Raw genomic sequence first — 21,586 nt, 5'->3', positions numbered from 1 at the left:
CCGTCATTCCCGCCCTTGTGGCGGGAACCCCTCTGTCCGCCGCAAGGGCAGGGATGTGGCGGGCTGGCCCGCCAAGGCGCTTCACGTGCGAGCTGAACCAGGGTTTCCCGCCACAAGGGCGGGAATGACGGGAGTTTGGGTTGGCGGAGGTGACTGGTGACAGTCGCGCTCGCTAAGGCCAGAACCCTCGCCGACCTGATCGCAGCCGAGCGCGCGCGGTTCCTGGCCGAGCATCCGCGCAGCGTGGCGATGGCCAAGGCGGCTGCGCAGGTGTGGCGCGGGGGCGTGCCTATGCACTGGATGGGCGACTGGGCCTGCCCCAGCCCCATCTTCGCCGCCCAGGGCGTCGGGGCGCAGGTCACCGATGTCGACGGCAAGCTCTACGACGACTTCTGCCTGGGCGACACGCCGTCGATGTTCGGCCATGGCGACGCCTCGGTGGCCGCCGCCGTCGCCGACCAAGCCAAACGCGGGGCGGGGTTCATGCTGCCGACCGCCTCGGCGGTGATCGTCGGCAAGCTGCTGGCCGAACGCTTCGGCCTGCCGCTATGGCAGGCGGCGACCACGGCCAGCGACGCCAACCGCGCGGCGATTCGTTGGGCGCGGGCGGTGACGCAGCGACCGGTCGTGCTGGTGTTCGACGGCTGCTACCACGGCATGGTCGAGGACGCCTTCGTGGTGCTGAAGGATGGCGCGGCGGTCATGAAGCCCGGCCTGCTGGGCCAGGTGCAGGACCTGACGGCGACCACCCGCGTCGCGCCGTTCAACGATCTGGCGGCGCTGGAAGCGGCCCTGGCTCCCGGCGACGTCGCCGCCGTGCTGGCCGAGCCGGTGATGACCAATTGCGGGATGATCCTGCCCGATCCCGGCTTCCACGACGCTCTGCGCAAGCTGACCCGCGAGGCCGGGACCCTGCTGATCATCGACGAGACCCACACCATCTCGACCGGCCCTGGCGGCTACACCAGGGCGCATGGCCTGGAGCCCGACGTCTTCGTGCTGGGCAAGGCCGTGGCCGGCGGCGTGCCGGCCGCCGTCTGGGGCGTGACGGCCGAGCTTTCGGCGCGGATGGACGAGGCCCAGGCGCGCGTCGGACCGGGCCAGTCGGGGATCGGCACGACGCTGTCGGGCGCCGCCCTGGCCATGGCGGCGATGCGGGCCATGCTGTCCGAAGTGATGACCGACTCGGCCTATGCCAAGATGTTGGCCGGCGCGGAGCGGCTGGTGGCCGGCCTGCGCGGCGTCATCGCGGCGCGGGGCCTGCCGTGGTCGGTGGTGCACGTCGGGGCGCGGGTGGAACTGGTCTTCGCCGACCCGCCGCCGCGCGACGCCGCGGCGATGCGGAAAGTTCTGGACCACGATGCGGTGGAAGCGCTGCATCTGTGGCTGATCAACCGAGGGGCGCTGATCGCGCCCTTCCACAACATGATGCTGGTCTCGCCCGTCACCGACGACGCGGCGGTGGACCGGCTGGTCGCGGCGATCGACGGATTCGCGGCGGCTGTCGGGGAGTTGCAAGCATGAGCGCCGTCGCCGATCCGCAGGAGTGCCGCGACTTCCTCGCCGCCCATCCGCAGGTGAAATATGTCGAGGTGTTCTTCACCTCGATGACCGGGGTGCCGCGCGGCAAGCGCCTGCGGGTGCACGAGCTGCAGGCGATCTACGACTATGGCCGGTTTCTGCCGGGCTCGATCCTGGTGGTCGACACCGTCGGGGCCGACTGCGAGGACACGGGCCTGGTCTGGGAGGACGGCGACGCCGACCGCCGCGCGCGGCCCGTGCCGGGGACGCTGACGCTCGCGCCGTGGCTGGGTCCCGACGTCGCCCAGGTGATGCTGTCGCTGTACGAGCTGGACGGCACGCCCAACGATCTGGACCCGCGCCACGTGCTGCAACGGGTGCTCGATCGCTACGCCGCCGACGGCCTGACGCCGGTCGCGGCCTGCGAGCTGGAATACTATCTCGTCGACATCGAGCGCGGCCCGAACGGCGAGCTCTTGCCCGCCAAGTCGGTGCTGACCGGCCAGCGGCCGACCGGTATCCAGGTCTACGGCCTGCCCGAACTGGAGGCCAACGCCCCGTTCCTGCGCGAGCTGTGGGACACGGCCGACACGATCGGGGTGCCTCTGGAAGGCGCGATCTCGGAATTCGCCCCGGCCCAGGTGGAGCTGACCCTCAAGCACAAGCCCGACGCCTTGCGCGCCGCCGACGACGCGGTGCTCTACAAGCGCGCCGCCAAGGGCGTGGCTCTGCGCCACGGCTGCGAGGCGACCTTCATGGCCAAGCCCTGGGTCGACCGCGCGGGCAACGGCTTCCACGTGCATGTCAGTTTCAACGACGCGGACGGGAACAACCTGTGCGCCGCCGAGGATCCGGAAGGCTCCGACCTGCTCAAGCACGCCATCGGCGGCATGAAGCAGCTGCTGGGCGAGGGCATGGCCATCCTGGCGCCCAACGCCAACAGCTATCGCCGCTTCAAGGCCAACAGCTATGCGCCGGTCGCGCCGACCTGGGGCGTCAACAACCGCACGGTTTCACTGCGCGTGCCGGCCGGCCCGGCGCCGACGCGCCACGTCGAGCACCGCGTGGCGGGCGCCGACGGCAATCCGTACCTGGTGATGGCGACGCTGCTGGCGGCCGCTCACCACGGCATCACCAACAAGATCGATCCGGGAGCGGCGGTGGTCGGCGACGGCTACGCCGCCGCGGCCAAGGAGAACGTGCGCCTGCCGTCCAACTGGTTCGCCGCCGTCGACCTCTTCGAGAAGTCCGAGGTGCTGGCCGACTATCTGGGCGCGCGGTTCGTGGAGATGTTCGTCTCGGTCAAGCGCACCGAACAGGCGCGGTTCTTCGAGGTGATCACGCAGCTCGACTATGACTGGTATCTGCGCAACGCCTGACCGTGGGCGTTGGAAGTAAGGCTTTGGGTTGAACCGGCGGCGGGGAAGGGGCCTCGTCCGCTTCATGCGAACGAAAGAGGGAGTTTCGAGGCCATGAGCAATCGTATTCTGGGCGCGTCGCGCCGCTCTCTGCTGACCGCCTTCGGGGCGGCGGCTATCGGCCTGTCGTTCACCGCCTGCGGCGAGAAGCCAAAGCCCGGCGAGGCCGGCGGCGAAGAGAACAAGCTGAATTTCTACAACTGGGACACCTATATCGGCGAGACGACCCTGGGCGACTTCAAGAAGGCCACGGGCGTCGACGTCAATATGAGCCTGTTCGCCACCAACGACGAACTGTTCGCCAAGCTGAAGGCGGGCAATCCGGGCTTCGACGTGATCGTGCCGTCCAACGAATTCGTCACCCGCATGGCCGAGGCCGGCATGCTGGAGCCGCTGGACCACGCCAAGATCCCGAACATCAAGAACATCGACCCGGCCTTCATGGACCCGGACTACGACAAGGGCCGCAAGTTCTCGATGCCCTACACTTGGCTGGTGCTGGGCATCGGCTATCGCAAGAGCAAGGTGAAGGGCGTCCCCGACAGCTGGAAGTGGCTGTTCGACAGCAACCAGTACGCCGGCAAGATCGGCCTGCTGTCGGAAAGCGCCGACCTGGTGCGCCTGTCGGCCAAGTACCTGGGCCACTCGGTCAACGCCATCCCAGCCGACCTGCTGCCGAAGATCGAGCAGATGCTGATCAAGCAGAAGCCGTTCGTGAAGGCCTTCCACGACGACAACGGCCAGGACCTGCTGCTGTCGGGCGAGGTGGACGTGGTGCTCGAGTACAACGGCGACATCGCTCAGGCGATGAAGGACGACGACGACATCGACTTCGTCGTGCCCAAGGAAGGCTCGCTGATCAACTCCGACACCCTGTGCATCCCCAAGGGCGCGCCGCGTCCGAACAACGCGCACAAGTTCATCAACTATCTGCTCGACGCCCAGGCCGGCGCCGCGATCAGCAAGACCATCCTCTATCCGACGCCCAACGCCGCGGCCAAGGCGCTGATGCCGGAGGACTACAAGAACAACAAGGTGATCTTCCCGCCCGCCGACATCATGTCCAAGTGCGAATACGGGGCCTTCGAAGGGGCGGAAAAGGCCAGCCTCTACGAGGAGATCATCACCCGCGTGCGGGCGGCTTAAGGCCGGCGATCCTCCCCCTCTGGGGCAGGTGGCCCGGAGGGCCGGAGGGGGGGACGTTTTCAGCTTCCGCTGAGCGTCTCGCCCTCGCGGCCACACCCCCCTCCGTCGGCTTCGCCGACACCTCCCCCAGAGGGGGAGGATCTTGGAGCGCTCAATGGAACAGAGCTGGAAGAAGGCCAAGGCGGTGTTCGCCGCCGCGCTGGGACCGCCGCTGGTCTGGCTGGTGGTGTTCTTCGTCGCGCCGATGGCGATCGTCTGGGCCTACAGCTTCGGCCACAATGTCGGGCTGACCGAGATCTCGTTCACCGGCACGATCGCCAACTACGCCCGGGCGCTGGAGCCGCTGTATCTGAAGATCTTCGTCAAGTCGGCCTGGGTGGCGGCGCTGACGACGGCCCTGTGCCTGGTGATCGGCTTCCCGGTGGCCCTTGCCATCACCTTCGCCTCGCAGAAGGCCAAGACCTGGCTGCTGCTGCTGGTCATGCTGCCGTTCTGGACGAACCTGCTGATCCGCACCTACGCGCTGATCGCCGTGCTGCGCACCGAGGGCTACATCAACCAGGGCTACGAGTGGATCTGGACCCTGGCGTCCAAGATCGCGCCGCTGGGGGCGTTCCAGCCGCTGGAGCTGCTGCACAACAATTTCGCGGTGATCCTGGGCCTCGTCTACGTGCACCTGCCGTTCATGGTGCTGCCGCTCTATTCGGCGCTGGACCGGCTGGACAAGTCGCTGCTGGAGGCCAGCCTCGACCTCGGCGCCGGGCACCTGCGCACCCTGTTCCGCATCGTCGTGCCGCTGGCCCTGCCGGGCATCGCCTCGGGCATCCTGATCACCTTCATTCCGGCCCTGGGCGCCTATCTGACGCCCGACCTGCTGGGCGGCCCCGACAGCCAGATGATCGCCAACGTCATCGAGCGTCAGTTCAAGCGCGCCAACGACTGGCCGTTCGGCGCGGCCCTGTCGTTCCTGCTGATGTACCTGACCTTCATCGCCATCGCCGTGCAGGCCCTGTTGTCGCGCGGCAAGAAGAAGGAGGGCGTGGGATGACCAAGCGTTCGCCGCCCGGTCCGCTCGAATACCTGCGCCGCTGGCCGATCCGGCTGTGGCTGGCGGGCGTGGGGATCTTTCTCTACGCGCCGCTGGTGGCCCTGATGGCCTTCAGCTTCAACGACAGCCGGCGCAACATCGTCTGGAAGGGCTTCACCCTCAAATACTACGAGAAGGCCTTCAACAATGACGGCCTGATCGAGGCCTTCGCCAACAGCCTGACCATCGCGGCGGTCTCGACCGTGCTCAGCGTCGTGCTCGGGGCCATGGTCGCCCTGGCCCTTTGGCGGTTCCGCTTCCCGGGCAAGACGGTGGTGGACGGGGGTCTGGCCCTGCCGATCGTGGTGCCCGAGATCTGCATGGGCGTGGGCATGCTGGTGTTCTTCGCCAAGGTGCTGCCCTGGCCGCAGGGGATGATCTGGCCGCTGAACCTGGGGGCGATCATCATCGCCCACGTGACCTTCTCGTTCCCGTTCGTGGCGGTGGTGGTGCGCGCGCGCATGGCCAGCTTCAACCGCGAACTGGAGGAGGCCGCCCGGGATCTCGGGGCCGGCGAGTTCCGCACCATCAAGGACGTGATCCTGCCGCACATGACGCCGTCGCTGGTGGCGGGGGCGCTGCTGGCCTTCACGCTGAGCCTCGACGACTTCGTCATCACCTTCTTCACGGCGGGGCCCGACACCGTGACCTTCCCGGTGAAGGTCTATTCGATGGTGCGCTTCTCGGTGACGCCCGAGGTCAACGCGGCCTCGACCATCCTGATCGTGCTGACCGTGATCCTGACCGCCGTGGCGCTGAAGCTGCAGGGCGATCCGGCGGCGACGGCCGGGGCGCATGGGGGGGAGAAGGCATGAGGTTCGTGCGGGAAGCCCCCTCAGTCGGCTTCGCCGACAGCTCCCCCAGAGGGGGAGCATCTGCTCGGCATAGATCCTCCCCCTCTGGGGGAGGTGGCCCGGAGGGCCGGAGGGGGCCTTGGGCGCTGAAGTTTTCGGGGGGAATGAGCAAGTGACCGAACCCAAACCCATCATCACCTTCGAGAACGTCACCAAGCGCTTCGGCAAGCTGGCGGCGGTGGACAACGTCTCGCTGAGCATCAGGGAGGGCGAGTTCTTCGCCCTGCTCGGGCCGTCGGGCTGCGGCAAGACCACCCTGCTGCGGATGCTGGCCGGGTTCGAGACGCCGACCGAGGGGCGGATCCTGATCGACGGCCAGGACATCTCCAACGTGCCGCCGAACAAGCGGCCGGTGAACATGGTGTTCCAGTCCTACGCCGTGTTCCCGCACATGACCGTGGCCGACAACGTCGCCTACGGCCTGAAGGTCGACCGCGTCGGCAAGGCCGAGCGCGACCGCCGGGTCGAGGAGGCGCTGGAGCTGGTGCAGCTGGGCGGCCTTGGCCATCGCAAGCCCGACCAGCTGTCGGGCGGGCAGCGGCAGCGCGTGGCCCTGGCCCGGGCGCTGGTCAAGCGGCCGCGTGTCTTGCTCCTGGACGAGCCGCTGTCGGCCCTGGACGCCAAGCTGCGCGAGCAGATGCGCACCGAGCTATGCACCCTGCAGGAGAAGGTCGGTATCACCTTCATCATGGTCACCCACGACCAGGACGAGGCGCTGGCGCTGGCCAGCCGCTGCGCGGTGATGAGCAAGGGCCTGCTGCAGCAGGTGGCCACGCCCAACGACCTCTACGAGTTTCCCAACAGCCGCCTGGTGGCCGACTTCATCGGCAGCGTGAACCTGTTCGAGGGCGTGCTGGCAGTGGACGAACCGAGCCATGCGGTGATCAAGTCCGAAGGCCTGCCCACCGACATCTTCCTCGACCACGGCGTCACCGGTCCGCGCGGCGGCACGGTGTGGGCGGCGATCCGCCCCGAGAAGATCGAGCTGCACAAGCGCCCCGACGACGGCGAGCCGCCGAACATGGGCGACGCGCCCAAGGGCGCCAACGCCGTGGCCGGGGTCATCAAGCACGAGGCCTATCTGGGCGGCATCTCGACCTACGAGGTGGAAATCGCGGGAGGGCGTCGCGTGAAGGTACAGCGGCCCAACCTGACCCGCTGGGACCAGGAGGACTTCCGGCTGGGCGAGGCGGTGTGGATCGCCTGGCATGCCTGCTCGCCGGCGGTGCTGCTGTCGTGATCCCATGAGACCCGTCGCCGGCGTCATCTGCTGCACCCGCACCGTCGGGATCGAACCGGCCCAGGCGGTGATGAACCGCTATGTCGCCGGCGCCATGAAGTACGCCGACGCGGCGGCCCTGCTGGTGCCGTCGATGCCGGGGCTGATGAAGGCCTCGGAGGTCGCCGCGCGGCTGGATGGCCTCTTGCTGACCGGCAGCCCGTCGAACCTCGATCCCACCTTCTATGACGAGGCGGTGGAGGACGCGCCGGGGCCGTTCGACCACGATCGCGACGCCATGACCCGCGACCTGATCGAGGTGATGCTGGACCTCGGCCGGCCGGTGTTCGGGGTGTGCCGGGGCTTCCAGGAGATCAACGTCGCCTTCGGGGGATCCCTGCGGCGCGACATGGCGACCAGCGCCGAGCTGATCGCCCACCACGCGCCCGACGAGGTCGATTTCAACGGCATGTTCGACCATCGCCACCCGGTCGACCTGACCCCCGGCGGGGTGCTGGCCACGGCCTTCGGGGTCGAGCGGGCGGTGGTCAATTCGGTGCACTACCAGGGCGTCGACCGGCTGGGCGAAGGCCTGTCGGTGGAGGCTCGGGCGCAGGACGGCGTCGTCGAGGCGGTGTCGGCCAGCGTCAACGGCGCGCCGGTGCTGGCCGTGCAATGGCATCCGGAATGGAAGCCGGAGGAGAACGCCCAGAGCCGGACGTTCTTCCAGCTGTTCGGCCAGGCGCTGCGCAAGGAATTTCCCCGCCCCCTCGATGGGGGAGGGGCAGGGGTGGGGGTGACCGCGGCGGTTCGGCCCGCGCCATGACCTGACAGGCTGTCACCCCCATCCCCGACCCTTCCCCCATCAAAGGGGGAAGGGAGAAAACAAAAGATCGTCCAGGAGTTCGTTCCATGACCGCCCCCCTCCGCAACCACGACATCGCCGAGCTCAAGCGCCTGGATCTGGCCCACCACCTGCCGGCCCAGGCCGATCACAAGGTCATCGCCGAGCAGGGCGGCAGCCGGATCATCACCCGGGCCGAGGGCGTCTACATCCATGACGGCGAAGGCCACCAGATCCTCGACGGCATGGCCGGGCTGTGGTGCGTGAACGTCGGCTACGGTCGCGAAGAGCTGGCCAAGGCCGCCTACGACCAGATGCTGGAGCTGCCGTACTACAACACCTTCTTCAAGACCGCGACGCCGCCGCCGATCGAGTTGGCGGCCAAGATCGCGGAGAAGATGGGCGGGCATCTGACCCACGTCTTCTATAATTCGTCGGGATCCGAGGCCAACGACACGGTCTTCCGCCTGGTGCGCCATTACTGGAAGCTCAAGGGTGAGCCCAGCCGCACCGTCTTCATCAGCCGCTGGAACGCCTATCACGGCTCGACCGTGGCCGGCGTCTCGCTGGGCGGCATGAAGCACATGCACAAGCAGGGCGACCTGCCGATCGCCGGCGTCGAGCACGTGATGCAGCCCTATCCATTCGGCGACGGCTTCGGCGAGGATCCGGCCGCCTTCCGCGACCGGGCGGTCAAGGCCATCGAGGACAAGATCCTCGAGGTCGGCCCCGAGAATGTCGCCGCCTTCATCGGCGAGCCGGTGCAGGGCGCGGGCGGGGTGATCATCCCGCCGGACGGCTACTGGCCCGCCGTCGAGGCGCTGTGCCGCAAGTACGGAATCCTGCTGGTCTGCGACGAGGTGATCTGCGGCTTTGGGCGCCTGGGCCAATGGTTCGGCCACCAGCACTACGGCATCAAGCCCGACCTGATCGCCATGGCCAAGGGCCTGTCGTCCGGCTACCTGCCGATCAGCGCCGTGGGCGTGGCCGATCATATCGTCGCCGAACTGCGCGAAAAGGGCGGCGATTTCATCCACGGCTTCACCTATTCGGGCCACCCGACCGCCGCCGCCGTGGCGCTGAAGAATATCGAGATCATGGAGCGCGAGGGCCTGGTCGAGCGCACCCGCGACGAGACCGGCCCCTATCTGGCCCAGGCCCTGACCTCGTTGAACGACCATCCGCTGGTGGGCGAGACCCGGTCGCTGGGCCTGATCGGCGCGGTCGAGATCGTGCGCGAGAAGGGCACGAACCATCGCTTCCTCGACAAGGAAGGCGAGGCCGGCCCGATCGTGCGCGACCTCTGCATCAAGAACGGCCTGATGGTCCGCGCCATCCGCGACAGCATCGTCTGCTGCCCGCCGCTGATCATCACCAAGGCGCAGATCAACGAACTGGTGGGCATCATCCGCAAGTCGCTGGACGAGGCCGAGCCGGTGCTGCGGGCGTTGAAGCCGAAGGAGGGCGAGGGGTGAGCAAAGCCCAGGCCTACTTTCGCCAGGAGTACGGTGTGGGGGTCTGGTCGGGCGTGCCTAGCGTCTTGAGCCACTCGCGCACCCGCTCGTGCGGGACGCAGCGGCCGGCCTCGATATCGGCTTCGGCCGCCAAGCGGCGTTCGGCGTCTTCGTCGGATTCCGCATCGGTATCGGACTGGGTCATGCCGCAGCCTATCATGGACACAGCCTGAGCGAGCCGACGCCGAACGACAACCCTCAACAATCAGCCCAAACTTCAGCAAGCGCGAGGAGCGCCCCTATGAAGCCCAAGCACAAGAAGAACCACGACGGTCCGAAGATCACCCGGGGGGTCAAGACGCTGGACGAGGCCCAGGCCTGGTTCCGGAGCCAGAACATCGAGGAGATCGAGTGCGTCGTGCCCGATCTGGCCGGCGTCGCGCGCGGCAAGATCATGCCGGTGCGCAAGTTCCTGGGGACACCCTCGATGAACCTGCCGCTGGCGGTGTTCTACCAGACCATCACCGGCGACTTCCCCGAGTTCGAGGGGGCGGTGAACGCGGTGCAGTCGGACACCGACATCTTCCTGACCCCCGACCTGGCGACCCTGGCCACCGTGCCCTGGGCCCAGGACCCGACCGCCCAGGTGATCCACGACGCCTTCCATCCCGACGGCCGGCCTGTCGAGGAAAGCCCGCGCCAGGTGCTGCGCCGGGTGCTGTCGCTCTATCGCGAGAAGGGCTGGAGCCCGATCGTGGCGCCGGAAATCGAGTTCTATCTCGTCGAAAAGAACATCGACTGGGACTATCCGCTGAAGCCTCCGATCGGCCGCTCGGGCCGGCCCGAGAGCGGTCGCCAGGGCTATTCGATCAGCGCGGTCAACGAGTTCGACGCCCTGTTCGAGGACATGTACGAGTACTCGGAGCGCCAGGGTCTGGAGATCGACACCCTGATCCACGAGAGCGGCGTGGCCCAGATGGAGATCAACCTGCGCCACGGCACGCCGCTGGAGCTGGCCGACCAGGTGTTCATGTTCAAGCGCACCATCCGCGAGGCGGCGCTGGAGCACGACATCTACGCCACCTTCATGGCCAAGCCGATGGCCGGCGAGCCCGGCAGCGCCATGCACATCCACCAGTCGATCCTGACCGAGGACGGCGACAACCTGTTCTCCGACCCCAAGACGGGCGAGGCGACGCCGGCCTTCTACGCCTTCATCGCCGGCCAGCAGCGCTACCTGCCGGCGATCATGGCGATCCTGGCGCCTTACGTGAACAGCTACCGCCGCATCGCCCGCGACAGCGGCGCGCCGGTCAACACCCAGTGGGGCTACGACAACCGCACCTGCGGCCTGCGGGTGCCGCCGTCGGATCCGGCCAACCGCCGGGTCGAAAACCGCATCCCTTCGTCGGACGCCAATCCGTACCTGGCCATCGCCGCGGTGCTGGCCTGCGGCTATCTGGGCATGACCCAGAACCTGGCGCCCACCGCGCCGGTCGAGATCGACGCCAGCGCCCGGGGGATCGAGCTGCCGCGCAGCCTGCTGGAGTCGGTGACCCTGTTCGAGGACGCCAAGCCGCTCGTCGAGATCCTCGGGACCACCTTCTGCAGCGCCTATGTCCGGGTGAAGCAGGCCGAGTACGAGACCTTCATGCGCACCATCAGTCCGTGGGAGCGGGAGTTCCTGCTGCTGAATGTTTAGGGGCGGTCGCCTTTGTTCACCCTCTCCCTACGGGAGAGGTGGCGTCTGAGCATGATGAACACCGGCCACCCGAGCGCCTCCTGGTACGCCGCCACGGCGCACGCCCTGCCGCCGCTCCCCGCCCTCGATGGCGAGACCACGGCCGACGTCTGCGTGGTCGGCGCGGGCTACACCGGCCTGGGCGCGGCGCTGGAGCTGGCGTCGCGCGGGGTCTCGGTCGTCGTGCTGGAGGCCGCCCAGGTGGGGTCCGGCGCCTCGGGGCGCAACGGCGGGCAGGTGCATGCGGGGCAGCGCAACGACCAGGCCTGGCTGGAGAAGACGGTCGGCCGCGACGACGCCCTGGCGCTATGGAAGATGTCGCTGGACGCCCGCTCGCACCTGTCGGCCCTGATCGCCGAGCACGCCATCGCCTGCGACTTCACGCCGGGCATGATCCACGCCCGCCACAAGAGCGGCGGGGAGGGCGAGGACCTCGACCACATCGAGTTCATGGCCGCCCGATACGGCTATCACGAGCTGGAGTTGATCGACGAGGACGCCCTGGCCGAGGAGCTGGGCACGAGCGTCTATCACGGCGGAACCCGCGACAACGGCGGCGGCCACCTGCATCCGCTGAACCTGGCGCTGGGCCTGGCGCGGGCGGCGCTGGCCAGGGGCGCGGTGATCCACGAGCGCAGCCGCGCGCGGGCCTGGCGCAAGGAAGGGGGGCGCCGCGAGGGCGGCAAGATCGTGGTCGAGACGGCCGCCGGCCGCGTACTGTGCGACCAGCTGATCCTGACCGGCGACGGCTATCTGGACGAACTGGCAGGCCCGCAGGCTCGCGCGCGGGTGATGCCGATCAACAACTTCGTCCTGGCCACCGAACCCTTGGGAGATCGCGCCGAGACGATCATCCGCTCAAACGCCGCCGTGGCCGACAGCCGCTTCGTCGTGAACTACTTCCGCAAGACCCCCGACGGCCGGCTGCTGTTCGGCGGCGGCGAGAACTACCGGCCGGGCTTCCCGCCGGACCTGCCGCGCTTCGTGCGCCGCCACATGCTGAAGATCTATCCCGACCTGGCCGACGTGAAGGTCACCCACGCCTGGGGCGGGACGCTGGGGATCACCGTCCACCGCGCGCCGTTCGTGCGCGAGCTGGCGCCGGGCGTGCGGGTCGCGGCCGGCTATTCGGGGCAGGGGGTGATGCTGGCGCCGTGGTTCGGCAAGCTGCTGGCCGACGCGGCCCTGGGCGAGACGGGCGGGGTGGAGCTGCTGTCGCGCCTGCCGACCCCGCCGTTTCCCGGCGGGCGGCTGCTGCGCTGGCCGCTGACGGTGGCGGGGCTGTCCTGGTATGCGCTGCGCGACCGCCTCTAGGGACGCGTCCGGGTCAGGCGGCCTTCGCCTTGGCCCGCAGCGACAGGCAGTAGCCGATCGTCACCGCCAGCCCCGCCAGGATCGCGCCGCAGCCGCCCAGCACCGCGATCTGCGGCGGCGCGAAGGCCCACAGTCCGGCATAGACCAGCCCGCTCAGCGCCATCGACCATCCGCCGACCCGGTTGGCCTTGCGGGCCCAGGCGCTGGGCACGAACCGCTTGGGCATGCGGTTGCCGAACCAGGCGACCATCAGGCCGATGGCGCCCATGACCAGCCTGTTGACGGTGTCGGTGTCGATATAGCCCAGCTTGCGCGCGAAGCTCGCGGCCAGGGCCAGCACGACGATGCCGACTCCCCAGGCGAGGTCGGCGATCATGTCCTTCTTCATCGTGCTCATCGTGCGATCTCCTGCTTGATCGACGGGGGCGCCGGCGCGTCTTCGCCGAGGCCGAACGATTGGACGAAGCCCAGCAGCGCCTCTTCGAGCACCGAGAGCTTCAGGTGGTAGATGACGGACTTGCCGGCCTTCTCGGCGTGCACCAGGTCGGCTTCCTTCAGCACTGCGAAATGGGCCGACATGGTTGGCTTGGAGACGTCGAACTGGTCGGCCAGTTCGCCGGCGCTCAAGGGGCCCTCGCGCAGGAGCAGCAGCACCTTGCGGCGGGTGGGATCGGAAAGGGCTCTGAACACCTGGCTCATGATGTGATGATTAGCTAAACATCGAAATGAGTCAAGCGCGGGTCGGGACGGGCTGGCCTGGACGCGTTCGTCGGGCTAACAACCCCCACATGGCGCGAACCAAGCTGAACCCCGAATTCGAGATCGACGTCGACGGCGAGACCTATGTCTGGCGGCTGCAGCGCACGCCCCATTGGTCGAAGGATCCCGTCGAGCGGCACGGCATGGCGATCTGCGTGCACCATAAGGAAGGCAAGCGCGAGGTCGTGATCGAGTTTCCGCCGGGCGAGCAGCCCCGCTACGGCGCGCCGCAGCTGAAGCCCGAGCAGATCCCCGTCAAGCTGGTGGGCAAGGCCATCGCCTCGGCCGTGGCGGCGGGGTGGGAGCCCTGGTCGCGCGGCAAGCCGGTGATCATCGCCGTGGACGAGACCGGGGCCTGACCGCCAGCCCTGCCTCCGGGAACTCCTCATGACCCTGGCCTATCAGCGCCCCAAGCGGTTCGCCAAATGGGTCCGGCTGTGCGGGCCCAGGACCGGCGGCTTGGCCGAACAGGTGGAGACGGTGTTTCTCCAGAGGTTTCTCGATGCGGGCTATGTTCCCGTGACCCTCGAATGCGGGGATCGCGGCCGCGTGGTCAGCGGTCTGGAGATCCGTCTGGAGAAGGCCGAGCAGGGCCTGTTCAAGTCGGTCACTATCCAGTTCGACAAGTATCGGGGTTCGCGGTTCCAGGTGGCCGTCGAGCGGGAGCGGGCCGGCGAGCAGAGGCCGTTCGACCAGGCCAATCTCGTGCCGCGCAAGGGCAAGTACTATCATTTCTGGGGCAAGCCCTGGCTGGCGCCCAACCGCTTCTGGTCGGCGAAGGCCTCGGCCAGGCTGCCCCGGCGGCTGGCCGGGCTCTTTCCGCAATGCGAGGCCTTTCTCGAAAGCGGCGTGCGGGGCCGCAACCTGAGCCGGCCGATCATTCTGCCGGTGTTCGGCGCGCCTGCTTCCCCGGACCCCGCCTAGGCCCGCGCGCCGGGCAATCGCCTTCGCCTCGCGCCGTTGGCCGTCGGCCTGATTGACACCCGACCAGCGTCGCCCTCCGATACCCTGGTTACGAAGCGTGGCGGGGTGAGATGCAGGGGCAGGTTTCGGAGCCGACGGGCAGTCTGGCCACGGCGCTCGCCCACGCGGCGCGGCTGCTTTCGCATGATCCCGAACTGGCGCGTGAGCAGGCCCTGGCGATCCTGGAGGCCGCGCCCCGTCATCCCGGCGCGATCCTGATCCTGGCCGCGGCCCTGCGGCTGTCGGGCGACGCGGCCGCCGCCCTGCCGGTGATCGACCCGCTGTCGCGCGCGCTGTCACAGGCCCCCGAGGTGCAGCTGGAGCACGGTCTCGTGCTGCTGGATCTTGGCCGCACCCAGGAGGCGGTGGCGGCGCTGCGGCGGGCGACGACGCTGAACCCTGGCCTCGGCGAGGCCTGGCGGGCGCTGTCGGTGGGGCTGACCGTGCTGGGCGACATGGCTGGCGCGCAGGACGCCGGCGACCGCCAGATCCAGGCCTCGGTGCGCGATCCGGCCCTGATCGCCGCGGCCTCGGCCCTGGTCGAGGGACGGCTGGCGGAGGCCGAGCATGGCCTGCGAACCTATCTGGCGGCCAGGCCCGACGAGCCGGCCGCCCTGCGCATGCTGGCCGAGGTGGCCGCGCGCCTGGGCCGCTACGAGGACGCCGAGCGGATCCTGACCCAGACCCTGGCCTTCACGCCCGGCTTCACCGCCGCCCGCCACAACCTGGCGACCTTGCTCTATCGCCAGAACAAGACCCTGGAAGCGCTGGCCGAGCTCGACCTGCTGCAGGCGGCTGACCCGCGCCATCCGGCCTACGCCAACCTGCGCGCCGCGGCCCTGGTGCGGATCGGCGAGTATGAGGCGGCTGTCGGCATCTATCGCGACGTGCTGGCCCGGCATCCGCATCAGCCCAAGGGCTGGATGAGCTACGGCCACGCGCTGAAGACCCTGGGCCGCCGCGCCGAGTGCGAGGCCGCCTATCGCAAGGCCGTCGAGCAGGCGCCGATGCTGGGCGAGGCCTGGTGGAGCCTGGCCAACCTCAAGACCCTGCGCTTCTCCGACGCCGACCTAGCCACGATGGAAGGCCAGCTGGCGGTCGCCGACCTGGTCGACGAGGACCGCTTCCACCTGCACTACGCCCTGGGCAAGGCGCTCGAGGACGCCGGCCGTTACGAGGAGAGCTTTGGCCACTACGCCAGGGGCGCGGAGTTGCGCCGGGTGCAGATCCGCTACGACGCCGACGAGACCACGGCCCATGCGGCGCGCAGCAAGGCGCTGTTCACGCCGTCCTTTTTCGCCGAGCGAGCGGGGCAGGGTTGCGCTGCGCCCGATCCGATCTTCGTCGTCGGCCTGCCGCGCTCGGGCTCGACCCTGATCGAGCAGATCCTGGCCAGCCACTCCCAGGTCGAGGGCACGATGGAGCTGCCCGATGTGATCGCCATCGCCAAGAGATTGGGGGGCAAGCCGGGGAACGGCGGGGCGAGCGCCTATCCCGAGGCCCTGGCCGGCCTCGACGCCGAGGCGCTGAAGGCGCTGGGCGAGGAGTATCTCGAACGCACCCGGGTGCAGCGAAAGACCGACCGGCCGTTCTTCGTCGACAAGATGCCCAACAACTTCGCGCACGCCGGGCTGATCCACCTGATGCTGCCGAACGCCAGGATCATCGACGCCCGGCGCCATCCGCTGGGCTGCTGCTTCTCGGGGTTCAAGCAGCACTTCGCGCGGGGCCAGACCTTCAGCTACGGCCTGACCGACATCGGCCGCTACTACGCCGACTATGTGGACCTGATGGCCCATTTCGACGCCGTGCTGCCGGGGCGCGTGCACCGGGTGATCTACGAGGAGATGGTCGAGTCGCCGGAGGCCGAGATCCGGCGGCTGCTCGTCCATTGCGGCCTGCCGTTCGAGGACGCATGCCTGAATTTCCACCAGAACGACCGCGCCGTGCGCACCGCCAGCTCCGAGCAGGTGCGCCAGCCGATTTTCAAGGACGGCGTCGATCAGTGGCGCAACTATGAACCGTGGCTGGATCCGCTGAAGGCGGCCCTCGGGCCGGTTTTGACCGCCTATCCCGCCGCGCCCGTTATTTGACCACCGGGCTCCGAGACTGCCGTTTTTGCAACAGTCTCATGAATTGCGCCGACGTGAAGCTTTGCTGCTTGCGACCTCAGATTAACTGAAAGAACGTTGTTCTCCTTGGGGCCAAGGAGTGAACACGTGCCGATTATGCGTTCAAAAACAATGAGGTCGGGCCTGCTGGTCACGGCCCTGATGTCGTCAAGCGCGCTCGGGGGAGCGGCTCTGGCGCAGGACGGCGGGGTGGCGCTGGAAGAGGTGGTGGTCACCGCCCAGAAGCGTTCGGAAAACCTGCAGGACGTGCCGGTCAGCATTCAGGCGCTGGGCGAGACCAAGCTGCAGCAGCTGCAGGTCACCAATTTCGCCGACTATGTGAAGTTCCTGCCCAGCGTGTCGTTCACCGGCTCGGGCTCGGGCTTCAACCAGGTCTATATGCGCGGCGTGGCCAGCGGTGGCGACGGCAACCACTCGGGCTCGCTGCCCAGCGTCGGCATCTATCTGGACGAGCAGCCGATCACCACGATCCAGGGCGCGCTCGACATCCACGTCTACGACATCGCCCGGGTCGAGGCCCTGGCCGGACCGCAGGGCACGCTGTACGGCGCCAGCTCGCAGGCCGGCACCATCCGCATCATCACCAACAAGCCCAGCACCGCCAGCTTCAAGGCCGGCTACGACCTGGAGGTCAACACGATCGCTGGCGGCGATGCGGGCTATGTCGCCGAGGGCTTCGTCAACCAGCCGCTGTCGGACACGGTCGCCGTGCGCCTGGTCGGCTGGAGCAAGCGCACCGGCGGCTACATCGACAACGTGCCGTCGACCCGCACCTATCCGACCTCGGGCGTCACCATCGACAACGATGGCGTGGCCAAGAAGGACTACAACGACACCGAGACCTACGGCGCCCGCGCGGCGGTGAAGGTCGATATTGGCGACAACTGGTCGATCACGCCCCAGGTCATGGGCCAGGTGCAGAAGTCGAACGGCTTCGCCGGCTACGATCCCGAGGTCGGCGACCTGGAGATCAGCCACTACTATCCGGAAAGCGCCGACGACCGCTGGGTGCAGGCGGCCCTGACCGTCGAGGGCAAGATCAGCAACCTCGACATCGTCTATGCCGGCTCCTACCTGGAACGCACGGTGCTGACCGAGCAGGACTACACCGACTATTCCTACTTCTACGACACGCTGTACGGCTACGGCGCCTACTGGACCGACGACGCCGGCAATCCGGTCGATCCCTCGCAGTACATCAACGGCAAGGACCGCTATTCCAAGGTCAGCCACGAGCTGCGCGTGTCCTCGCCGCAGGAGAACCGCCTGCGCTTCGTCGCGGGCCTGTTCTACCAGCGCCAGACCCACGGCATCCATCAGGACTACAAGATCGACGCCCTGGGCGAGTCGCTGTCGGTGGAGGGGCATCCGGGCACCATCTGGCTGACCGAGCAGAAGCGCGTCGACCGCGACAGCGCCGCCTTCGGCGAGGTGTCGTTCGACATCCTGCCCAAGCTGACGGCGACGGCGGGCATCCGCTTCTTCAAGGCCGACAACTCGCTGGTCGGCTTCTACGGCTATGGATCGGGCTATAGCAGCACCACGGGCGTAGGGGCGTGCTTCAAGGGGCCGGTCGTCGCCGGCTCGCCCTGCACCAACCTCGACAAGCGGGTGAAGGAGACGGGCAACACGCCCAAGTTCAACCTCACCTACAAGGTCGACGACGACAAGCTGGTCTACGTCACCTACTCGGAAGGCTTCCGGCCGGGCGGCATCAACCGGCGCGGCACCCTGGCGCCGTACCTGTCGGACTACCTGAAGAACTACGAGTTCGGCTGGAAGACCAGCTGGGCCCAGAACCGCTTCCGCTGGAACGGCGCGGCCTATTTCGAGAAGTGGGATAAGTTCCAGTTCTCGATCCTCGGCCCCAATGGCCTGACCGAGATCCGCAACGCCGGCGCGGCCGAGATCAAGGGCCTGGAGTCCGACATCACCTGGGCCGTCATCCATGGTCTGACGATCAACGCCGCGGCCGCCTATACCGACGCCCGGCTGGCCGAGAACTACTGCGGCTTCACCGACAGCGCCGGCAATCCGGTGACCACCTGCGCCACGCCGGAGGCGCCGTCGGGCACGCGCCTGCCGGTGACGCCCAAGTACAAGGCCAACGTCACGGCCCGCTACGAGTTCGACGCCGGTTCGTTCAGGGCCTTCGTCCAGGGCTCGGGGGTCGGCCAGTCGGACGTCTTCTCCGACCTGCGGGACTACGAGTCCGGCATCCTGGGGACGGGCGGCGGCTTCGTCACCTTCGACCTGTCGGCGGGTCTCAGCCGCGACACCTGGTCGTTGTCGGCCTACATCACCAACGTCGCCGACAAGCGGGCCAGCAACAACCGCTTCGTCCAGTGCGCCGAGGCGGTGTGCGGCGACAACGTCTATGTGATCCCCAACCAGCCACGAACGATGGGCCTGAAGTTCGGCCAGAAGTTCTGATCGCGGACGTCGCATGCGCCGCCTCCGTCCTTCGGGACGGAGGCGGTTGCGCGTTCCTCGTGCTGGTGAAAGCATGACCTTATGAGTACGCCCGCGCCCAAGGCCCTCGGCTTCTGGATGTGCAGCGCCCTGGTCGTCGGCAACATGATCGGCTCGGGCGTCTTCATGCTGCCGGCCTCGCTGGCCCCGTACGGCTGGAACGGGGTGCTGGGCTGGATCGTCACCATCGCCGGCGGCCTGTGCCTGGCCTTCGTCTTCGCCCGGCTGGCGGCGGCCCTGCCGCGCGAGGGCGGCCCCTACGCCTATACCCAGGAAGCCTTCGGGCCGGCGGCGGGCTTCATCGTCGCCTGGGCCTACTGGATCTCGCTGTGGGTCGGCAACGCCGCCATCGCCACGGGAGCCGTGAGTTATCTGTCAGTGCTGGTCCCGGCCATCGCCAAGGTTCCTGGCCTGCACGCCCTGGTCACCCTGAGCCTGATCTGGGGGCTGATCGGCGTGAACTGCTTCGGCGCCAAGCTGGCCGGCGAGGTGCAGGTGGTGACCACCGTCCTCAAGCTGCTGCCGCTGGCCGCCGTGCTGGGCCTGTCGGCCTGGCTGCTGACCCAGGCCGGATCGACCGCCGTCTCCGCGCCGTTGCGGGTCTCCGACCTGGGCGGCCCGGGCCTGGTCGCCGCCTCGGCCCTGACCCTGTGGGCCCTGCTTGGCCTGGAGTCGGCCACGGTGCCGGCCGACAAGGTCAAGGACCCGGCCCGCACCATCCCGCGCGCCACCCTGTTCGGCGCGGCCTTCACCGGGGGCGTCTACCTGCTGGTCTGCTCGGCGGTGGTGCTGCTGTCGCCGCCCGACGCGCTGAAGGCCTCCAACGCCCCGATGGCCGAGTTCATCGGTCGGTTCTGGGGGAGCGGCGCGGCCATGGCCGTGGCCGCCTTCGCCGCCATCAGCGCCTTCGGGGCCCTGAACGGCTGGGTGCTGCTGCAGGGCGAGATGCCCTACGCCATGGCCCGGGGCGGGGTGTTCCCCGCCTTCCTCGGCAAGTCGTCCAGCCGGGGGACGCCGGTGCGGGCGCACCTGGTCTCGGGCCTGTTCCTGAGCGTGCTGGTGGGCATCAACTACGCCAAGTCGATGGCCGACCTCTTCACCTTCATCGCCCTGCTGGCGACCACGGCCTCGCTGTTCACCTATCTGGCCTGCGCCCTGGCGGCGCTGAAGCTGCAGCACGCCGGCCGCGTGCCGGGCTCGCGGCTGCTGACCGTCGTCGCCGTGCTGGCTGGACTCTATGCGGTGTTCACCCTGTTCGGCGCCGGCAAGGAAGCGGTGCTGTGGGGCCTGGTGCTGCTGGCCGCCGGCGTTCCCGTCCATCTGCTGATGCGCCGTGCGGCGCGTGCGTGAGGCTCATCGCATGATGCTGCGTTCGACCCTGGCCGTCGCCCTGGCGGCGTTGACGGCTGTTCCGGTTCTGGCGGCCGAGGCGCCCAAGGTGTCTTACGTCCACGCCGGGCGGCTGATCGATCCCGTCGCCGGCAAGGTGCTGACCGACCGGCTGATCCGCATCGAGGGCGAGCGCATCGTCGCCGTCACCGCCTGGAGCGGCGCCCCGACCGACGGTCCGGTGCTGGACTGGTCGGCCCTGACCGTGCTGCCCGGCCTGATCGACATGCACACCCACATCGTCGACCAGGAGCAGACCGAGAACATCGCCGAGCCGCTGCTGACCACGGCCGCCGAGCAGGCCTATATCGGCGCGGCCCACGCCCGCACGACCCTGATGGCCGGCTTCACCAGCGTGCGCGACGTCGGCACCTGGCGGGCCTTCGGCGACGTGGCGCTGAGGGACGCCATCGACAAGGGCCTGGTCCCGGGACCGCGCATGTCGGTGGCCGGGGCCTATGTGACGACGCCCGGCGGGGGCGGGGAGGTGACCGGCATCGCCGCCGACGTGATCATCCCCGCCGAGATGCGCCGGGGCGTCGTGGAAGACGTGGCCGACACCCATCGCAAGACCCGCGACATCCTGGTGCACGGCGCCGACTTCCTGAAGCTGATCGCCACCGGCGCGGTCCTGACCGTCGGCACCGAGCCCGGCCAGCTGGAGCTATCCAAGGAAGAGATCGAGGCCGCCGTCGAAGAGGCCGCCAAGCGTGGAACCTACGCCACCGCCCACGCCCACGGGGCCGAGGGGATCAAGGTGGCGGTGCGGGCCGGGGTGCGCTCGATCGAGCACGGCTCGCTGATCGACGACGAGGGCATCGCCCTGATGAAGGCCCGGGGAACCTGGCTGGTCGCCGACATCTACAACGGCGACTATATCGACGAGATCGGCACGAAGAACGGCTGGCCGGCCGAGACCCTGCGCAAGAACCGCGAGACCACCGACGCCCAGCGGGACGGCTTCCGCAAGGCGGTGAAGGCCGGGGTCAAGATCGCCTACGGCACCGACGCCGGCGTCTACCCCCACGGCTGGAACGCCCGCCAGCTGCCCTACATGGTCCGCTACGGCATGACGCCGATGCAGGCGATCCAGTCGGCGACGACCAGCGCCGCGGCCCTGATGGGCGAGGACAAGGACGTCGGCTGCGACCAAGCCGGCTGCTACGCCGATCTGATCGCGGTGGCCGGCGATCCGCTGGCCGATGTCGGGGTGCTGCAGGACGTGGCCAAGGTGATGAAGGGCGGGGTCGTCTACAAAGATTAGGGTTCCCTT

Annotated in this window: 19 protein-coding genes; 16 read left to right on the top strand and 3 right to left on the bottom strand. The window is 68.5% G+C overall.

What is annotated here, in order from left to right:
* Positions 1-156 precede the first annotated feature (156 nt).
* The 8 genes from AC2YHT_RS01365 (at position 157) to AC2YHT_RS01330 (ending at position 9,564) form a co-directional block, all read left to right on the top strand.
* Positions 157-1,524: an aspartate aminotransferase family protein gene (locus tag AC2YHT_RS01365; protein WP_487287805.1), complete on the top strand. Its 1,368-nt coding sequence runs from the start codon at positions 157-159 to the stop codon at positions 1,522-1,524.
* Positions 1,521-2,900 carry a glutamine synthetase family protein gene (locus AC2YHT_RS01360; protein ID WP_487287804.1) on the top strand — a complete coding sequence of 460 codons (1,380 nt, stop codon included), beginning with the start codon at positions 1,521-1,523 and terminating at the stop codon, positions 2,898-2,900. The genes AC2YHT_RS01365 and AC2YHT_RS01360 overlap by 4 nt, the downstream gene beginning before the upstream one ends.
* A 93-nt stretch (positions 2,901-2,993) precedes the next feature.
* Positions 2,994-4,085, top strand: coding sequence for an ABC transporter substrate-binding protein (locus tag AC2YHT_RS01355; RefSeq protein ID WP_487287803.1), 1,092 nt, complete (start codon positions 2,994-2,996; stop codon positions 4,083-4,085).
* Between the two features lie 142 nt (positions 4,086-4,227).
* Positions 4,228-5,133 carry an ABC transporter permease gene (locus AC2YHT_RS01350; RefSeq protein WP_487287802.1) on the top strand — a complete coding sequence of 302 codons (906 nt, stop codon included), beginning with the start codon at positions 4,228-4,230 and terminating at the stop codon, positions 5,131-5,133.
* The gene (locus tag AC2YHT_RS01345; RefSeq protein ID WP_487287801.1) at positions 5,130-5,987 is read left to right on the top strand and encodes an ABC transporter permease; all 858 of its coding nucleotides are present in this window, start codon (positions 5,130-5,132) and stop codon (positions 5,985-5,987) included. Before AC2YHT_RS01350 ends, AC2YHT_RS01345 begins: the two co-directional genes overlap by 4 nt.
* 151 nt (positions 5,988-6,138) lie before the next feature.
* Positions 6,139-7,266: an ABC transporter ATP-binding protein gene (locus AC2YHT_RS01340; RefSeq protein ID WP_487287800.1), complete on the top strand. Its 1,128-nt coding sequence runs from the start codon at positions 6,139-6,141 to the stop codon at positions 7,264-7,266.
* Positions 7,267-7,270: 4 nt separating this feature from the next.
* Positions 7,271-8,071 carry a gamma-glutamyl-gamma-aminobutyrate hydrolase family protein gene (locus AC2YHT_RS01335; RefSeq protein ID WP_487287799.1) on the top strand — a complete coding sequence of 267 codons (801 nt, stop codon included), beginning with the start codon at positions 7,271-7,273 and terminating at the stop codon, positions 8,069-8,071.
* A gap of 86 nt (positions 8,072-8,157) precedes the next feature.
* On the top strand, positions 8,158-9,564 hold the full coding sequence (locus AC2YHT_RS01330) for an aspartate aminotransferase family protein (protein WP_487287798.1): 1,407 nt from the start codon (positions 8,158-8,160) through the stop codon (positions 9,562-9,564).
* A gap of 13 nt (positions 9,565-9,577) precedes the next feature.
* On the opposite strand, the gene AC2YHT_RS01325 is transcribed toward AC2YHT_RS01330, so the two are convergent.
* Complete coding sequence (locus tag AC2YHT_RS01325; RefSeq protein WP_487287797.1) at positions 9,578-9,748, bottom strand: antitoxin; 171 nt, start codon at positions 9,746-9,748, stop codon at positions 9,578-9,580.
* A gap of 96 nt (positions 9,749-9,844) precedes the next feature.
* Between AC2YHT_RS01325 and AC2YHT_RS01320 the strand changes: the two genes are divergently transcribed.
* On the top strand, positions 9,845-11,245 hold the full coding sequence (locus AC2YHT_RS01320; protein ID WP_110121895.1) for a glutamine synthetase family protein: 1,401 nt from the start codon (positions 9,845-9,847) through the stop codon (positions 11,243-11,245).
* 51 nt (positions 11,246-11,296) lie between these two features.
* Positions 11,297-12,598, top strand: a complete 1,302-nt coding sequence (locus AC2YHT_RS01315) for an NAD(P)/FAD-dependent oxidoreductase (RefSeq protein WP_487287796.1) — start codon at positions 11,297-11,299, stop codon at positions 12,596-12,598.
* 13 nt (positions 12,599-12,611) lie between these two features.
* Here AC2YHT_RS01315 and AC2YHT_RS01310 read toward each other — a convergent pair whose 3' ends face one another.
* Together AC2YHT_RS01310 and AC2YHT_RS01305 are read right to left on the bottom strand one after the other, a co-directional pair.
* Complete coding sequence (locus tag AC2YHT_RS01310) at positions 12,612-12,995, bottom strand: SdpI family protein (protein ID WP_487287795.1); 384 nt, start codon at positions 12,993-12,995, stop codon at positions 12,612-12,614.
* Positions 12,992-13,297 carry an autorepressor SdpR family transcription factor gene (locus AC2YHT_RS01305; RefSeq protein ID WP_487287794.1) on the bottom strand — a complete coding sequence of 102 codons (306 nt, stop codon included), beginning with the start codon at positions 13,295-13,297 and terminating at the stop codon, positions 12,992-12,994. Before AC2YHT_RS01305 ends, AC2YHT_RS01310 begins: the two co-directional genes overlap by 4 nt.
* Before the next feature lie 89 nt (positions 13,298-13,386).
* On the opposite strand from AC2YHT_RS01305, the gene AC2YHT_RS01300 reads away from it, so the two are divergent.
* The 6 genes from AC2YHT_RS01300 to AC2YHT_RS01275 all read left to right on the top strand — a co-directional run bounded on the left by AC2YHT_RS01300 (position 13,387) and on the right by AC2YHT_RS01275 (position 21,577).
* Positions 13,387-13,716 (top strand): hypothetical protein, encoded by a 330-nt coding sequence (locus tag AC2YHT_RS01300; protein WP_487287793.1) that lies wholly within the window; start codon positions 13,387-13,389, stop codon positions 13,714-13,716.
* 28 nt (positions 13,717-13,744) lie between these two features.
* Entirely contained in the window at positions 13,745-14,281 is a 537-nt protein-coding gene (locus AC2YHT_RS01295) for a hypothetical protein (RefSeq protein ID WP_487287792.1), read from the top strand.
* Between the two features lie 110 nt (positions 14,282-14,391).
* Positions 14,392-16,413 (top strand): tetratricopeptide repeat-containing sulfotransferase family protein, encoded by a 2,022-nt coding sequence (locus tag AC2YHT_RS01290; RefSeq protein ID WP_487287791.1) that lies wholly within the window; start codon positions 14,392-14,394, stop codon positions 16,411-16,413.
* 135 nt (positions 16,414-16,548) lie between these two features.
* A complete protein-coding gene (locus AC2YHT_RS01285; protein WP_487287790.1) occupies positions 16,549-18,885 on the top strand; it encodes a TonB-dependent receptor in 2,337 nt (778 codons plus the stop codon).
* An 81-nt stretch (positions 18,886-18,966) separates the two neighbouring features.
* Positions 18,967-20,274, top strand: a complete 1,308-nt coding sequence (locus tag AC2YHT_RS01280) for an APC family permease (RefSeq protein WP_487287789.1) — start codon at positions 18,967-18,969, stop codon at positions 20,272-20,274.
* A gap of 10 nt (positions 20,275-20,284) precedes the next feature.
* Positions 20,285-21,577: a Xaa-Pro dipeptidase gene (locus AC2YHT_RS01275; protein WP_487287788.1), complete on the top strand. Its 1,293-nt coding sequence runs from the start codon at positions 20,285-20,287 to the stop codon at positions 21,575-21,577.
* The last annotated feature ends 9 nt before the right edge of the window (positions 21,578-21,586 follow it).

The sequence above is a fragment of the Caulobacter sp. SRI_008 genome, from assembly GCF_057586355.1.
The sequence above is the reverse complement of the archived record's forward strand: the minus strand, read 5'-3'. Positions and strand labels throughout refer to the sequence as shown.

Coding starts and splice junctions, on each gene's coding strand:
- AC2YHT_RS01360 (WP_487287804.1), top strand. CDS start 1,521: ATGAGCGCCGTCGCCGATCCGCAGGAGTGCCGCGACTTCCTCGCCGCC.
- AC2YHT_RS01355 (WP_487287803.1), top strand. CDS start 2,994: ATGAGCAATCGTATTCTGGGCGCGTCGCGCCGCTCTCTGCTGACCGCC.
- AC2YHT_RS01345 (WP_487287801.1), top strand. CDS start 5,130: ATGACCAAGCGTTCGCCGCCCGGTCCGCTCGAATACCTGCGCCGCTGG.
- AC2YHT_RS01335 (WP_487287799.1), top strand. CDS start 7,271: ATGAGACCCGTCGCCGGCGTCATCTGCTGCACCCGCACCGTCGGGATC.
- AC2YHT_RS01330 (WP_487287798.1), top strand. CDS start 8,158: ATGACCGCCCCCCTCCGCAACCACGACATCGCCGAGCTCAAGCGCCTG.
- AC2YHT_RS01325 (WP_487287797.1), bottom strand. CDS start 9,748: ATGACCCAGTCCGATACCGATGCGGAATCCGACGAAGACGCCGAACGC.
- AC2YHT_RS01320 (WP_110121895.1), top strand. CDS start 9,845: ATGAAGCCCAAGCACAAGAAGAACCACGACGGTCCGAAGATCACCCGG.
- AC2YHT_RS01315 (WP_487287796.1), top strand. CDS start 11,297: ATGATGAACACCGGCCACCCGAGCGCCTCCTGGTACGCCGCCACGGCG.
- AC2YHT_RS01310 (WP_487287795.1), bottom strand. CDS start 12,995: ATGAGCACGATGAAGAAGGACATGATCGCCGACCTCGCCTGGGGAGTC.
- AC2YHT_RS01305 (WP_487287794.1), bottom strand. CDS start 13,297: ATGAGCCAGGTGTTCAGAGCCCTTTCCGATCCCACCCGCCGCAAGGTG.
- AC2YHT_RS01300 (WP_487287793.1), top strand. CDS start 13,387: ATGGCGCGAACCAAGCTGAACCCCGAATTCGAGATCGACGTCGACGGC.
- AC2YHT_RS01295 (WP_487287792.1), top strand. CDS start 13,745: ATGACCCTGGCCTATCAGCGCCCCAAGCGGTTCGCCAAATGGGTCCGG.
- AC2YHT_RS01290 (WP_487287791.1), top strand. CDS start 14,392: ATGCAGGGGCAGGTTTCGGAGCCGACGGGCAGTCTGGCCACGGCGCTC.
- AC2YHT_RS01285 (WP_487287790.1), top strand. CDS start 16,549: ATGCGTTCAAAAACAATGAGGTCGGGCCTGCTGGTCACGGCCCTGATG.
- AC2YHT_RS01280 (WP_487287789.1), top strand. CDS start 18,967: ATGAGTACGCCCGCGCCCAAGGCCCTCGGCTTCTGGATGTGCAGCGCC.
- AC2YHT_RS01275 (WP_487287788.1), top strand. CDS start 20,285: ATGATGCTGCGTTCGACCCTGGCCGTCGCCCTGGCGGCGTTGACGGCT.